This window comes from Nocardia sp. NPDC057272, assembly GCF_042668615.1.
In the GTDB taxonomy this organism is placed as follows: Bacteria; Actinomycetota; Actinomycetes; order Mycobacteriales; family Mycobacteriaceae; genus Nocardia.
The window spans coordinates 210387-226950 of record NZ_JBHUYK010000008.1 but is presented as its reverse complement, the minus strand read 5'-3'; the positions used below and the strand labels follow the sequence as shown (position 1 = coordinate 226950).

At 69.8% G+C, this 16564-nt stretch carries 1 protein-coding gene; it reads right to left on the bottom strand.

Annotation, left to right across the window (positions count from 1 at the left end):
* Positions 1 to 16: 16 nt before the first annotated feature.
* Positions 17 to 16486: a hypothetical protein gene (locus ACFULV_RS14815; protein WP_378656698.1), complete on the bottom strand. Its 16470-nt coding sequence runs from the start codon at positions 16484 to 16486 to the stop codon at positions 17 to 19.
* Positions 16487 to 16564 lie beyond the last annotated feature (78 nt).

Genomic DNA, 16564 nt, shown 5'->3' with positions numbered 1-16564 from the left:
AACCTCTCCGATCGCATCAGACTCGGTCGCTGAAGATTGTCATCCGGCCCGCCGGATCGGCAACCACGTTACGGATCAGCAGGCCGAGGTCCAGCTCCGGCGGCAGCGAACGGTAGATCAGCTCACCCATCGGCCTGCCGTCGACCGCGACCGTGAACCGCGTCATCCGCTGCCGTGAACGCTCCCAGCCCACGTGCGCGGCCCAGGTGAGCTCGATCGGCTGAGCGCCGACCTGCACCATCAGCCGATCGGCGAGCCGATAGAAGATCACCGTCACCCCACCGAGATCGGCGTACAGGCCGTCGGCACCGAGCTGTCCCGGCGCCGCGGGCCGCAACGAGCCGGACCGCGGATCGAACTCGGCCAGCACGCCACCGCCGTACGGACGGACGAGCAGCACGATGTGCTCGGTCGGCGGCTGATACTCCGGCCGATACGGCCTGCGGGCATCGCCCTGCCCACCGGCAGGCGGCATCGCGGGCGGCGGATACATCGGCGCACCACCCTGCGGATTGCCGGTACCCGGCTGCTGCCAACCGGATTGGTCGAGGGCCGGGTTCCCGTTCGCCGGAGGGTAGAGCTGACCGTTACCCGGTGGCTGACCATTGCCCGGCGCGTACGGCTGACCGTTGCCGGGTGGGTACGGGTGAGAACTTCCAGGTGGGTACGGCTGACCGTTACCGGGGTACGGCTGACCACTACCGGGGAACGGCTGACCGTTACCCGGCGGGTACGGCTGGCCACTTCCAGGCGGGAACGGCTGACCATTACCCGGCGGGTACGGCTGACCACTACCCGGCGGATAGGGCTGACCATTGCCTGGTGGGAACGGCTGACCGCTTCCCGGCTGGTCCGGCATGCCTGAGCCAGGGGGTTGCGTTCCCCACGGCGGAAGAGACGGCAGACTCGGATTTCCGCCGGGCGGTGTCGGCTGGACCGGCCACGACGGCACTGTCGGTTCGTTCGGAGTCGGCTCAGTCGGCGTCGGCTCCGTCGGCCACGGCGGCACAGGTGGAAGCGGCGGCTCAGTCGGTACCGGCGGCACAGGTGGCAGCGTCGGTACCGGCGGCAGCGTCGGTACAGACGGCAGCGTCGGAACCGGCGGCGCAGGCGGAAACGGTGGCACGGGCGGAACCGGCGGCAGCGGTTCGCCCGGCGGCAGCGGTTCGCCCGGCGGCAGCGGTTCGCCCGGCGGCAGCGGTTCGCCCGGCGGCAGCGGTTCGCCCGGCGGCAGAGGCGGTTTCGGTGGCACGGACGGATTCGGCTGATCCGGCGGGCACGGCGGATTCGGCTGGCTCGGCGGTTCCGGCCGGCTCGGCGGTTCCGGCGGCAGCGGTGGCTCCGGCGTCAGCGCCAGCGGCGGCACCGGCCATTGGACGGCGTCGAACACCGGCACGTCGAGCTCGACCTCGTACTCGTGCGGCGGATGCGGAATGTGCGAACGCATCGCCGACCCCGGCAATTGCCTGCGCACTCCCGGCCGCCCCTCACCATCGGGCGACCGCGGCGGATCCTGGCCGTCCCCGGCGGAACCACCGTCCCGATCCAGGTCGAAGCTCTTGTCCGGATCCCCCGAATCAGCGTTGTCCCCACCCTTGTCCGAGTCTCCGGCCGTGGTCGGCTCGCCGTCATCGACACCCGAATCCGGATCGTCCACCGACGGCCGACGCGCACCCTGGCCCGCCTCCGAACCTTCTTGTTCGGCCCGGCCGGTGTCGCCCCGGTCAACGCCCGATGTCGGCTTGCTCGGATCAGCTTCGCCCACCACTACATTCGCGCCAGCACCCACTGGATCGGGCTCACGCGGGATGGCCTGCCCAGCCGCACTGCCGTCGCCCGTTCGAGCCGCGCCGACGTCTCCGTTCGGATCGACTTCGCCCGCAACAACGTCCGGGTCTGCGCCCACCGGGCCGACCCTGCGCGGAGTCGGCGAATTCGCCGGGTCGCCAAGGTCGCCGCGCTCTCTCTGGCCCACTCGTTCGCTCGGATCCGGCGATCCCGGCCTCCGTGTCGGCAGCCCGGAGTCAGCGTTCTCGGCAGCCGGGTCGGAGCCCGGATCCTGCCGCGAACCAGCACCCGGCTGAACCTTGTTCTCACCGTCGATATCCGGACCGGCGGACAAACTCGGCGGAACCTTGTTGTTGCCGTTGCCATCCGGCCCCACACCCGATGTCGACGGAATCTGGTTGTCGCCGTCAGCATCCCGCCCCGCAGGCAACCCTGGCGGAACCTCGTTGTTGCCATCGGAATCCGAACCCGCAGGCAACGCCGGCGGAACCTGGCTGTTGCCGTTGACATCCGGACCCACAGACAACGCCGGCGGCGCGGGTGTACCGGGGCGCGCAGGCGTGGCGCGATCAAGTGTGGGCAGTGCGGGGGAATCCGGAGTGGGGGCACCGTGGGTCGGCCCACCGTCCACCGCGAGTGGGGACGTGGGCGCGTCGATCTCGGGGTCGGTGACGAACGGTTCGTTGAGGAGCTCGCGCAGGCGGGCGATGTCGGCGGCGCGCTGCCGGATCTCGTCGCGGATCTCCTCGTGCACCCGCGCCAGCTGTTCGAGGGTCAGGCGTTCGTGCTTGTCGATGCGGCCGTCGCGGAACCACTCGTAGACCTGTGCCACCCGCTTGTCGTCGGCGTCGGTCAGGTCGACGCCGAGCAGACGCGCGTGGTCGCGGCTCGGTCCGGGGACGGCGTCCTCGGGGGCGGCGGGTAGCGGCGACCGGTTGCCGAGGTTGTCGGCGCCCACTTCGCGCAGGAAGTCGAGGGCGTCGCGCAAGTGCACCGGGGGGTCGTCGCCGATGGCGCGCGGGTCGGTGTCCGGGTTGTAGACCAGGTTGTCGGCGTACGGATCGACCTTCGCGAGCGCCCGCACGTAGTCGGCGAGCGGCCCGACGAGATCGTCGATTTCACCGCGCGCGGCCCGGTTGGACAGCGCCTCGGCCAGCGCCGCCGCGTCGAGCGGCAGCGCACCGCGCGGTAGGCCGAGATGGGGGGCGAGCGCGTCACGGGCGGCGTCGACGGCCGCCGGGTCGAGTGCGCGCAGCAGCTTCGCGTAATCGGTGAGGTTCGCCGACCGCTGACGATGCAGCTCCACCCGCGTCGCCGGGTCGGCGAGCCCACGGGCGATCGCCTCCGGGCTGAGCGCCTCCGGCGTGACCCCGAAGCGCAGTGCCAACGCACTGCGCGCATTGTGCAGCGCGTTGAAGTTGTCGATCGCGTCGGCGCTGCGCGCGTAGTCGACCAGCCCCTCGACCTGCCTGGCCCGCACCTGATTGGCGCGTTCCTGCTCGGCGAGCAGCGCGTCGAGCTGCTCCCCCGACAGGTTCGACGGATCGTCGATGCCGAGCCGCTGCGCCACCTCGGCGATGTCGGCCCTGAGTTCGGCGAGCGAACGAGGTTCCGGCACAGGCTGATTCGTGTCATTCGCCACGGCGGGAAGGTCGGCGGCCGGCTCGGCGCCCGTGGGCGGCCGCTCGATCATCCGCCACGGCTGCGTCCCGTCGCGCACCATCGTCGCGTCGACCGTGCGCCCGTCCACCTCGGTGCGCAGGTGCCGCACCTCGGGCGCGTCGACCTCGAGGATGTGCACGCGGCCGCCGTCGTCGATGCCGACCACCCGGATCTCGATGTCGACCTCGCCACGGTTGAGCCGGTCGATGAAGTCGGCGTCGGCCTCGGCGAGCGCACGGGCCAGCGCGGCCTCGTGTCCGGCCCCGGTGTCGACGATCGCGATCTTGCCGTTCTCGGTGTCGACCACGAGCCGGTCGCCGCTGTCGCTGTCGTTGAAATCGGCTACCCGCTGGGTGAATTCACCGAGCACGCCGACGTTGTCGTCCAGCTGCCCGCGCAGCCTCGCGATCTCGCCGTCGAGATTGTTGACCAGCGCCTCCAGGTCCGCCCCGGCCAGGTGTGCCCAGGTGGACCGTTCGTCACGCAGTCCGGCGCGGCGCAGCGCGTCGTCGAAGATCTTGCGTGCGTCCTCGGCGTGAACGGTCGGATCGCCGCCGTCGTCGCTGAGATCGCCCCAGATGTTGACCCATTCGCCGCCGTTGTTCACCCCGCGCCAGTTGAGCATTCGCAAGCTGAACTCGTCGCCCTTGGCCGCGACGACTTCCTTGAGGTAGGCGCCGAGTGGGTCCTTGCTGTGGAAGTTGGCGGGCCGGAACGGGATGTCCGCGTGCTCGGCGTTGAAGAATCGCGCGGCCGCTTCCAGCGCCTGGATCACACCGTCGCGGCGCAGCAACCGGTATTCGGCCTCGGCGACAGCTTTGCGCAGCCCTTCTTCACTGAAATCGGTGAGCTGGACACCGAGTTCGCGGGCGATCGCCTCGAGCACGGTCGCATCGGAGATGCGTCCGTTGACCGCGTCGACCACATCCTGCAGCCACGGCGGCAGCGGTTCGGCAACCGCGGGAACTTCCTCGCCCTCGCTCGAAATCTGCACCGGCTCATCGGAGTCCGCGAGTTGCTTCGGCTCCCGCGCAGCCAGCTCCTCGGGCGACAAGCTCTCCGGTTCGAGCAGATGCTCCAGCCCCGCGTCACGCAGGTCCTGCTCGATCTGACGGCGCAGCTGCGGGTCGGCATCGGAGATCCACGGCTTGTACTCGCTGCCGTCGAGATTGCGCAGCGGCAGGAATTCGCCCGCCTGATCGGCGATCCGCGAGGACAGGTGCTTGAGGATCGGCACCAGCTCGCGGTTCTGCCACATGAGCACACCCTCTTTGAGGATGCGCGCCGGATTGAACTTGATCTGCAGCTGGTCGTATTCGCCGCCGGGCTGGCCTGGCGTCGAGTCCTTCACCGTGGTCAACGGCAGCCCGGCACTGTGGCCGAGCATCGACTGACCGGCACCGTCCATGCTCGATCCGGACGGATACTTCGGATTGTCGCCGTAGTAACCGCGATTGACGAGCCGGTCCCACAGCTTGCGCAGCCAGTTCTTCTTCGGCGGCACCTCGACAGCCTTGTCCGCGGTCGTGGTGAACGGCTTCGGTTCGATGCGCGCGAGTGGTTCCAGATGCCAGGCGTCGGGCCCGTCGGCCACCAGCCGCACCAGCATCTTGTCGCCGTCGACGTCGAGCGACAGCACGCGGTCGTCGAGCTCGGTGCGCACCATCTGATACAGGTGCGCCATATCACCGGCGTCGCGCGTCACCCCTGCGCGCAACCGGTTGATGTCGTCGGCGGCGCGGACGAGACCGGGGTCGGCGGGCAGTCCCAGCCGGGCCGCCCAGCGCCGGGCGATGGCCTCGCGCAGCGCCCGCTGCTGCGGATCGGTGGCGGCCTCGGCATGCCGGACCGCGGCGGCGAACGCCTCGACCGCACCCGCCCGCAGCAACTGGCGATACCGTGCGGCATCGAGTGAGCCCGCATCGGTGAGATCCACACCGAACCTGGCGGCCAGGCGATCCATCGCCTGCTGCGCGGGCTCGATCCTCGGCCCGCCCGGCTGACGGGCACCGTCTTCCGGCGGCAGTATCGAGGACGGGTGCAGCGGCGTGGCCTGCGGGTTCGGCTCCGGATCGGCGCCGAGGGCTTGGCGTGGGTCGTCGAGTCCGGCCAGCCGCAGTTCCTCGGCCATCTCGGCACGCACCTGCGGATCGCCCTCGACCCGCCAGTGGTCGAGCCCGTCCTGCAGCTCGTCGACGTCGAGCGGCTCGTAGTCGTCCGGATACCGCATGGGTGTGCCGAGTTCGGCGTCGGGATCCAGTGCGCTGTCGAGGAATCCGCGGGCCCGCGCCATATCGGCGATCTCGGCGAGCGCTCCGAGCGGATCACGCTGGCCGGTGAGCGCGTCACCGAGGCCGAGGGCGTCGGCGAGTACGCGGATCTGCTCGGCCTGCTGTGGAGTGAGTGGTGGCGTGTCGGCGGTTACCGAGGGCGGCAGATCGCTGAGTTCCTGGAGGAACTGGTGGACATCGTTGAGGAAGTCTCTGCGTTGGTACGCGCGCTGGGGTTCGTCACCGGCGTCGACACCGTCGGTGACCGGCTGATCCACCACGGCGTCGCCGAGTACGGCCAGTTCGGCGGGCGTCTTGGGCAGACCGAAATCCAGTGGCGACGAATTCTTGGCCGGCTCTTCGGGTTCCGGGCTCGGTGCGGTCGGCGGACGCGACGGCGGCTTGGACGGCGGGCCGCCGGGCGCCGTCTGCGCCGCGGGCGGATCACCCGAATCGTCGTCATCGTCACGCGAACCGTCGTCTTCACGCGAAGCACCCTCGGCACGCGAGCGGTTGTCGCTCTCGCCTGTCGACCCGTTCCCGCTGTCCGGCATCGAGGCGCCCTGCCGTTCGACCGCGGCGGCGAACCGGGCGGCCATTTCCGCACGGGCAGCATCGAATTCCTGCTGCGCCCGCAGATACGACTCGAGGGCTTGCGCGTCGGCCAACGCTTCGGCGTCGAGCTCGTCGGGCCGTGTCTGCGCGGCCTCGGCGAGTTCGGCACGCAGCGCGTCGAACTGCTGCTGCGCGGCGAGGTAGGACTCGAGCGCGGCCAGGTCGGCCGCGCGTACGGCGAAATCCGCCTCGGCGTCATCGCCACGCCGCGCGGCGGCCTCCGCGTCCCTGGCCGCCAGTTCCTCGAACCTGGCGGCGATCTCCGCCTGCGCGGCGTCGAAATCCCGTTGGGCGCGCAGGTACGACTCCAACGCGGCGAGGTCCTCGTCGACACCGTCGAGATCACGGAGCGTGTCCTCCAGCGCGGCATCGGCGCCGTTGGCGCGGCGCTCGTCCGCCTGGTCGTGCAGCTTGTTCTGGCGTTCGACGGCGTCGTCGATCATCGCCAGCGGATCGACCGGATCACCCGGTCCGACCAGGTCGTCCAGCGAGGGAATCGGTTCGGCCAGTTCGTCGGCGACCTCGTCCAGCTTGCGCATGGTCTGGTCGAGCTTCGCATCGGCCCGATCGTCGAGGTCGCGGCCGCGTTCGGGCGGCACCTCGGAATCGGGTCGGCCCGAATCCGGTTGCGGGCCAACCGGTCGCGGACCCCCGCCCGGCTTGCCACCCTCCGGCCCCGCGGGCAGTCCGCGCCGACCCTCGGGCAACCCGTCGGGCTGCGACCCCGGGTGTTCCCTGGCCGGCGTTCCCTCGGCGGGCGGCAGGTCGGCCACCGGCCGGTAGAACTCGTCGGTGAGCGCCTTCAGCTGCTCGAGCTGCTCGGTCCTGAGGCGGATCTCCTCGCGGATGGCCGCGATCTCGGCGGCCAGCTTCTCCGGGCTCAGACCCTCGTGCTTCTCGATCTTGCCGTCGCGGTAGGCCTCGTAGATCTCGACGAACTTCGCGCCGTCGACGGTGGACACATCCACGCCGACCAAGCGCGCCCAGTCTCGATTCGGCTGTGGCCGTGGATCATTCGGACCGACCGGCTCGTCCGCGCCATAGGAGCGGGCGATGTTGCCGGCGACCTGGGCGGCGAAATCGACGGGATTCGCACCGGGCTCGGCGGCGTCGACCACATCGCGCAGGCCGTGGATCGCGTTGCGGTCGTAAATGTGCGGGTCGCCGGTGGTGCGCGGATCAGCCGCTCTGGTGCCCGCGGGATGATCGGTGTACGGGTCGATGCGCATCAGCGCGTCGGCGTAGGCGGCCAGCGCCCCTCGCGCGTGGTCGCCCGCGCCGAGCCGGTGCATCCGCGTGACGAGTTTGCGCAGCTTGGCCGGATCGATGCCGCTATCGGCCGGGCCGACCTTCGACCGGCCCGTGAGTGGGTCGGTCTTGCTGACCTTCGGGCGCAGTGCCTCCGGATTTCCCGGGCTCAGCGCCTTGATCAGCGCTTCCTGCGCCGCCTTGACCGCGGCCGCGTCGACGTTGCGCAGCTGCTGGGAGTAACCGGCGGTCTTGCTCGGTTCGCGCTGCTGCCCGTCGAGCAGGTCCTCGAACTGCTGCTGGCGTTTGCCGCGCCGCTGTTTCGGATCGGTCAGGGCCTCGGCGATCCGTCTCGGCGTGAGCTCGCCCTCCGCGATACCGAGCCGCGATGTCAGCTGATCGCGCGCGTCGCCGATCAGGTAGAAGGTCTCGATGTCGGCCATCGTGCGGGCGTAATCGAACAGCGCCTCGGCCTGCCCGGCGCGCACCGCGTTGTCCAGGTGCAGCGCGCGGATGGTGGCGTCGATATTGTCCGGGTGCAGCGCAGCCGGACCCAGACCGAGTTGCCTTGCCAGATCGACGATGTCGCGCACCATGTCCGCACGGTCGCGCGGGGCGGGCGGCGGTTCCGGTGTCGCCTGGACCGGGCGCCACTCGCCGTCCTCGCCGCGCATCATCGTCACCTGCAGTTCGGCGCCGTCCACAGTGCGCCGAATGTGCTGCACCTCCGGGGTCGCCACCGGATCGAGGAACTGCCTGCCCGCGCCGTCGGCGTGCACGGCCCGGAAGTCGGGCCGCAGCACCCCGTTGTCGATGTCGATCGCCAGCTCCGGGTTGTCCCGCAGCGCGCGGGCCAGCGCCTCCTCCCGGTCGAGCGCACCGTCGACGACCAGCAACCGGTCCGGCCCACCGTCTGCATCGGGCACCCGCGCGACCTGATCACCGTAGGACTTGCCCACCGGTTCGGCGCCGTCACCTTGAAGGATCGGCTGCGCTGCGGCGATGAAATCGGCGAGGTTCTGGGCCCGCTGCCGAGCCGCGTCACGCAGCTCGTTGAGCGTCGGTTCCATGCGATCGCCGGACAGATCGCTGAGGTCACGGCCGAACATCGCCGCCCAGCCGGACAATTCGTCACGCAGCTGGTCGCGGCGCAGCGCGTGTTCGAAGAACTCGCGGGCCCGCGCCTCGTCCCGGCCCGGCTCCCGATCGTCGGAGAAGCTGGCCCATTCGGGCAGCCGGTCCGCGCCGTTGCCGACCCGGTCGTAGTCGCGCAGCGAGGTGACGCCCTCGAAGGCGACGATCAGGTCGCGCAGGAACCGGCCGAGCGGATCCTTGTCGAGGAAGCTGACCTCCCGCGAGAACGGCACCGGGCGTGGGGAACTGGTGTCGCCCCAGTGACTGCGCGACGGCTCGGCGCCGCCCGGTTCGTCGTCGTCGTAATAGTCGGCGTCGTCCCGTGGTTCGTCCGACTCGATCTCGCGCAGGCGGTCAGGACCGTGCAGCGTCCGGTCGTCAGGGGCAGGCGCCGGGTCGGCGGGATGATCGGCGCGCCGGTACGGGCGGGTCTGTTCCTCGTCGGCTCGGCGTGCCGCGTCGGCCAGGCCCTCGATCGCACCGATCTCGCGCAGCAGCCGGTGGCTCTGGAGGTCGATCGCCCGGCGCACATCCCGGGGTCCCTCACCGTCGAGATCGATACCGAGCCGCTCGGCCATCTCGGCCAGCGTCTCATCCTCGGGCGGCGGACCCTGCTGTTCCGGCGGCGTCTCGGCGGGCGGAACGGGCGCGTCCTCCATCGCCCGCGCCTCGTCGGTGTCGATGAGTCCGTTGAATTCCAGATCGTCGATCAGGTCTTGGCGCAACCGCGGATCGCGGGCGTCCGCGAACAGTTCCTTCAGGATGTCGCGGACCTCGTCGGCGTCCATCCGGTTGGCCCGCAGCTCGCTGAGCACGGTGTCGCGCACCGCGTTCGGATCGGCATCGGAGATCCACGGCCGGTATTCGGTGCCGTCGGGGTAGTACACCGGGCGGTAATTGCCCGCCGAATCCGCCTCGCGTCCCAGCACCCCGCCGATCACCGGAATGTGCTCACGGTTGTGGTACCAGGTGAGCCCCTCCTTGCCGATCCGCGCCACGTTCAACGCGGGATCGCCCGCACCGGGCGGTGGTTCGCTGATCATCGGACCGTCCACCGGTGGCGCGGGCTGCGCGGGTGCCGGCGTCGCGGGCGGGTCGGTCAGCAGGTGCGCGCCGCCACTGACGCCGTCGCGCAACGCGGTCTGCCCGCGTCCGTCGAGACCCGATCCGGACGGGTACTTGAGATTCAGCCCCTGATACCCGGCATTGAGATCGTCGACCAGTTTCCGCAAGGCATTCCGGGTATCGACTTCGGGAATGTCCGCGTCGTTGCGCGCGGGCACATTCTGCGTGGCTTCGTCGCCGTCGTTACGCGCGACCACCCACTGCCCGTCTGCCAGCTGGATGTGCAGCGCGACGACTTCTCCGTTGGCACCGAGTTCGACGCGCACCTCACGCTGTGGGGTCTCGGGTTCGGGATCGGCGAAGTCCGGTTTGCGCTGACGGTTTTCGCCGTCTTCGTCACCCATGAAGTCGGTGCCGTCGTCGACACGCGGCGCGCCGTCCCACGAGACCAATCCTGGTTTGCGGGGGGTGCCATCGGGATTCAGCTGCCCGTCCAGGTCCGCACGTCGCTCGGGTGCGATGGGATCCTTCGGATCGAAGCCATCGTGATTCCGGTAATGGCCTTCGGCACTTTCGGTCCCGGACACCATTCTGGTGCAGTTCGCACAGCAGAGCATTCCGGGGTGGTCGCGGTTACCGACACTCACCGGAGCGTGCACCAGCGAGCGCATGGCGTTTCGATCGGTCGGCACACCTTGCCGGTCGCGATCGTGCAGCGCCTCGTTGGTAGTCCGTACCTCGGCGTGGCGCAGCGGATCGTCACCATGCGGGAAGGCCTGCTCGCTCCTCACCCCGCGCGCCAGCTCCGCCATGTCCTGGCCTGTGGCCCTGACGTTTTCGTCGACGCGCGGATGAAGCTCGTCGACCTGGATGCGGCTGCCGCTGGGACCGTTCGCAGCCTCATAGACCCGGCCGGTGAGGCGATCGATCGTGACAGCCATGACCGGGCCGATGGGGTTCTGGGTGTCGTACGCCCGGACACAGTCGCTCTGCGCGCGGTCGAGTTCTTCTCTCAGACCGTTGAACGTCGCCTCTGTCCGCTTGAGCTCCTGGACAGCAGCACGCTTGTCCTCCGGCGCCGCCTGTTTGAGCGCGGCGATCGCGTCCACTTTCGCTCTCTTCGCCGTTTCGAGCCGCCGCTCGACTTCGCTGCGCTGGGCTTCGGCAGCCACGATGTCGGCAGCCCGCCGGCTCTTGGCAGCATCGGCCGCCGCCGCGTAGTCGGCCGCGCGGTCTGCGGCAAGCCTGCGCGCATAGTCGTCGATGTACTCACCATCGATCGACACGATCTCGCCGTCGCCGTCTCGGACGATGTCGCCGTCCAGTTCACCGAGCAGGTGTGCCTTCGCATCGGGCACATCACTGGAACCCGGATCATCGGCAGTCTCGGGCACCGGTGTGATCTTCGACATCGCCGGCCCGAGGTCGGCCGCATCGTCGGTCCGGGAGGCCGGAGTTTCGGACGAGTCCGTCGGCAAGACATCGTCGTCGTCCATATAGTCGATCCGGTCGTCACCGGTTCGAGTTTCCGAATGACTTTCCGGCGCCGGTGAATTGTTCAGGGCTGCTGCCGGATCGGCAGCGAACGGCAAGGGCACATCAGCCAGCAGATTCGTGCCGTCTCGCTCGAGCAACAGTTCGGTGACCGTCACCTTGCCCTTCTCGGATGCGTGGACGAGCTTGTACTCGACCTGCAACGTGCCGTTGTCGCGGGCTGTGCGCAGCGCATCGACGGCTTCTCGCAGTGCGCGCCCTTCGGGACTGTCGGGATCGATACCGCGGGCGCGCATCTGTTCCGGTATCTCGTTGAGAACGCGCCGCAGATTCTGATCCATGTCCAGCGTGCGCCGGAGGTACTCGGGAGAACCCTGTTCCGCGCGAGCGATCTTCGAACCACCGAGGTCCGCGCCGACGCCCTTGGCCTCGATCACGAGCAGGGTCGGCGACGAATCAGCATGGGCGGGTGGCACATACGACGCGATATCGACGACGCCTGCACCATCGAACGCACCGACGAACGGCGTGAGCAGCACCGCCCCGGGTCGGCTCAGCGCCACATCGAGTCCCGCTGTCTCACCGAGCAACTTCGAGACGCCGACCATCTCTGTGCCGAGCTTGTAGTACTGCTCGGCCACGGACTCCAGATCCGCCAGGGACTCCAGCTTGGCGACCATCTCCTCCGGGGTCAGCGATTCGTCGGCCATGACCTCCGCGGTGAGATCTTCGATCTTCCCAGCGACCTTCTCCGGCGCCAGATCATGTCGGTTCTTGACATCGAACTCACCCATGAGGCGATCGAGGTCGTCTCGTACCCCGTTGCGCTCGGTTTGGAGTTCCATCCGACGGTCGGAGGCATCGCTCAATGCGTCAGCGCGATCCGAGTCCCGCATCGTGTGCGTCTCCGAATCACCCTTCTGCACCTCGTGGAGGTATTCGCTGTCGACGAGCGGGTCGCCGCGCAAATACCCACCTTCGGGGCGCTGGAGACGGAATCGCTGGTCTCGAACAGAGTTCGCCGGGTCATCGACGTGATGCCAGGTCCCGTCCGGATCTCGATAGCTGTCCAGCCGATCGCCGGGCCGACGCAACAACCCGTCGTCGCCACGGACCATTCCGCTCGGGACCGAATCATCAGATCCGCGATCCGGACCCGCGACATCATCGTCGTCGCCCATGAAGTCGGTCTCCGGATATTCGGGTGAGACCAACCGGGGTTCGATGGGATTGCCGTCCCTGGCCGCCTGTTCGAGATCGGCGTGCCGCAGCGGGTCGACCCGGGGTGCCCCTTCGTCGATGATGTGGCCCGCGGTGCTCTCGGTGCCCTGCACCACCCGGGTGCAGTTCGCACAGCAAGGTGCTTCGACGCCACGGCTGGGGACGAACGGTGAATTGAGGATCGAGGCGAGGCCGTCGAAGTCGGTCGGCAATTGATCGCCGGGGTCACGCTGCTGGTTGAGCAGTTCCCGATCGTGCAGGGCGGCGTTGGTGCCGCGCACTTCGGCGTGGCCCAGCGGGTTGTCCGTGTGCGGGAAATGGGCCGGGTCGCGCCCGTTGTGGTAGGCGTCGGTGGGGTCCTGGTAGCGGGCGACGTTGTCGTGCAGCGTCGGGTGCAGCTCGCTGGGGTGGATGCGCTGCTCGGAGGTGCCGTTGGCGGCTTCGTACACGCGACCGGTCAGGCGGTCGATGGTGATGGAGGTGACGTGGCCCCGCCGCTTGCCGGGCAGCCGCTCGGCTTCGGCCTTCTCCAAGCGCTTGGCGGGCGAATTGCCCGCCTCGGATTCGGCAGCGTCGGCGGCCAGGAAGTTGTCGAGGGCGGTCTTGGCCGCCGCGGCCTGCTCCTTGGCGTCCGCGACGCCTGCCTCCGCGCGTTGCACCCCGTCCGCGGCCTCCTCGGCGGCGCGGCCGAGCGCGTCGGCGTCCTCGGCGCCGCGGTTGCGTGCGTCCGCAGCGGCTTCGACAGCGCGGGTGTGTGCTGTCCGGGCGTCCTTGAGGGCCATCGCGGCATCGCGCACCGCCCGGCCCTTGTCGGACTTCGCGGTTTCCAGCGCCTTCTGCTGGGCCTTGTGCTGCTCGTAGTCGGCGACCAGGGCCGCGTCCGGCGTGGACGCGTCGACGAACGCCTGGCCGCGCTCGGCACTGAGCCGGTGGGAGAACTCGTCGATCGGCTCCCCGCCGACATGGGTGATCCGGGGTGGATCGCCCGCGGTCTGCACCATCGGGTCGTTCGGATCCAGCACGCCCAGCAGATGCGCGTCGACACCGGGCGTTCGGCTGAACGGTGCGTTGACGGTCCCCGGTTCGGGTTGGAGGAACGACATCGCGGTCGGGCGGGTCGGCGGGTCCTGGTCGCTCATGAAGTCGACGAGCTCGCGATCCAGTGGTGGTCCGTCGCCGTCGAGAGTGTCGCGATCACGAGTATCGGACGGATCGGAATCCGTTCTGGGCGAAGGTGTATCGCTCGGCGTCGTCGCGGACTCCGGGCTGAACGTGCGCCACTGGCCACCGCGATCGATCACCGGATCGGAGCCGGGCTCGCGCCGCACACCGACTCGATCGGTCGGCGCGGTGACATCGACGCCGAGCTGGTCGGCGATGTACTGCGCCCAGCCCTTGCTGTTGCCCGCGTGACAGGAGAGCAGCCGGATAGGCGTTCCTGGAACGTAATTCGGGTTGCTGCGGATCGCGTCGACGATGTCGCGCGGGTGGACCGGGTCCCCGTTGCTCGGAGTCACCGAACCGTCGCGCCGCCCGTGCACGACCACGTCGTGGGAGCCGTCGTTGCGGACGTTCTCACTCACCCGGTGCGTTCGGGCGTCCTCACCGATGGCCGTGCCGGTCGGATGGTGTACGACGCCTTGGCCGTTGGGCAGCTGGGTGTCATAGACCGGGCCGCTGTCGTTGTCGTCGGGCTGCGGTTGCCTGCGATCATCGCCGGAGTCGGCGCGGTCCCGCGGCGAGGCGGCGTCGCCGGCCCCCGGTCGCCCGGGACGACCCGTTTCCGCGCCCGGCCGGGCCGGGCTCGCGCCCGGGTCCGCACCGACGATCGGCACCACCGGCGGAATATCGGCCAGCGGATCGGACTCCGGCCGAACCTCGGAATCGCCGACCCGAGTCCGGTCGGCGGTTGCGTCGGGCTCGCCCGCGCGGGTCGGCGGCGCTTCGCCCGGCGCAGCCTGCAACCCCTGAAGCGGCGTCTCGGCCACACCGGCGCCGCGCTGTTCACCGACACCCGCGCGGCTCTCACCGTCGGGTCGACCCGTCGCACCGGGATCTTCGGCGGTGCCCTGCGGGTCCGCCCCCGACTCGTCGACAGTCGGGTTATCGGTTCTGACTTCCGGTGCGCCGGAACGAATGTCGGATCCCGGCTGCACGCCGTCGGTCAGCCCCGCGCGGACTTCCGGCGCGCCGGGGCGGGCCGCGGGCTGCGAACCCTGCGCGGGCGTCGACTGCTGGCCCGGAGTGGACTGCTGCGGCGTCGATTGCGCTGGGGCACTGGGTGTTTGAGCGGGACTCGCGGCGGGCTGACCGGTCGTCGGCGTCGCGGCCTGATTGGTGACCGGCGCCTGACCGGTCGCGGCGGGCGAGGGCCCCGCCGTCGCCGCGGGACCGGCACCCGTCATACCCGCGCCGACCGGCGCCCCGGCCTGCGTCGCGGTGTCCCGGTTGGTCGCCGGAGTGTCGTTGACCTGAGTGACCGGCTGACCACTCGACTGCGCGTCGGTGCGCGTGCCCTCGCCGACGCTCGCACCATCGGCCTGCTCGGCCTCGCCGGCCCGAGACTTGTCCTGCCCGGAATCCGACTGCGCCGCAGGGGTTTCCCCTTCGGCACGGCCGCCGCCGTCCTGACGACCACCGTCGCCCGCCTGCGATTCGCCGCCCTGCACCTCGGGCTTGGAGTCCTGGCGCCCAGCCGCCGCACCGCCCTCGGCCGAGGACTGCCCGTCGTCGCCGGACTGCTGATTCGCCCGTCCCTCTTCGGAATTCGTCGGCCCCTGGGCTTCGCTCTCGGGCGACTGCGTGCTGCCCGCGGGGCGCATCGACTGACTGTCGTCACCGGCACCGGCTCGCGACTCGCCCGAGCCCTCGCCGCCCATGGTGTCGTCGCCCGCACCCGCGCGCACGCCGTCGTCGTCACCGGCACCGGTCGCCTCGTCGTCGGCTCCGGCCCGGTTCTCGCCCTCACCGCCGGGACGGTTGGACGACCCGTCGCCGCCCGCACCGTCGTTCTGCCCGAATGTTCCGAGGTCGTGGCCGGGCATGGCATCGCGAACCTGCGAGCTGAAGCTGGGACGTTCGAACAACCCGGGCTTCATCGCCGACCACGCGGAATTCGCCCCGGCCTTGTTCAGTCCCGAGAGTCCGCCGTTGGTGGCGCCCGCACTCCACATCAGCGGGTCGGACGCCGCGGTCTTCAGGTTGTTCCAGGCCTGATCCCACCCCTGGGTCATACCCTCGTACCCGAATTGGCCGAGCATGCCGCCGCCCGCGCCGACCAGACCGGCACCGGTGCCGGTGATCGCGCCCTTGAGCCAGGGCGACATGCCGTCGCCGAGCCGCTTGCCGAGGAAGTTGCCGAACGGACCGGCCGCCAGACCACCGGCGGCGGAGGAGACCGCGGCCGCCTTGACCTGGTTCCAGTCGACCTCCTTGCGGTGGCCCTGATCCACCTGCCACTGCTGGACGCCGAGTTCCTGCAGGGTGCCCAGCGCCGTGTCGATCGCCACGTGCTGGCCGACGAACTTCAGGACCCGGGTGATCACGGCCTTCGCGCCGTGCCGCAGGATCGCGGCCAGCACGCGTCCGAAGATTCCTCGCGCCACCACGCGGGTCACGCCGATCGCGGCGGCCTCCACCGCGGGAGCCGTCGGCGGAAAGATCCACGCCGCAGCGATTTCCAGCGCCAGCAAGCCCAGCGACGACAGGAACATGATCTTGGTGTATTCGATCTCGGTGCCGGTCTGATACACCGAGTCGCCGAGGATGTCGAACAGTTCGCCCAGCTTGGTCACCGACTGATCGCCGCGGGCCATCCCCTCGAAGGCCTTGAGCATGTCCTCGACGCCGTCGCCCTGCGGATACGCCTTGAACGCAGCATCTTTGGCGGCATCGACGTCGTCTACCAGGCCACGAAGACTGTCTGCGGCCGTGCGCCAGTCCTCGGCCATGGCCCACATCTCGTCTTCATTGCCCTCCGGCCACTCCATGCCGGCAAGAATCGAGAGCCAATGCAGCCCAGATGGGAGATCGATCATGGAGCGCTACGTCACCAACTCGAGCCCGTG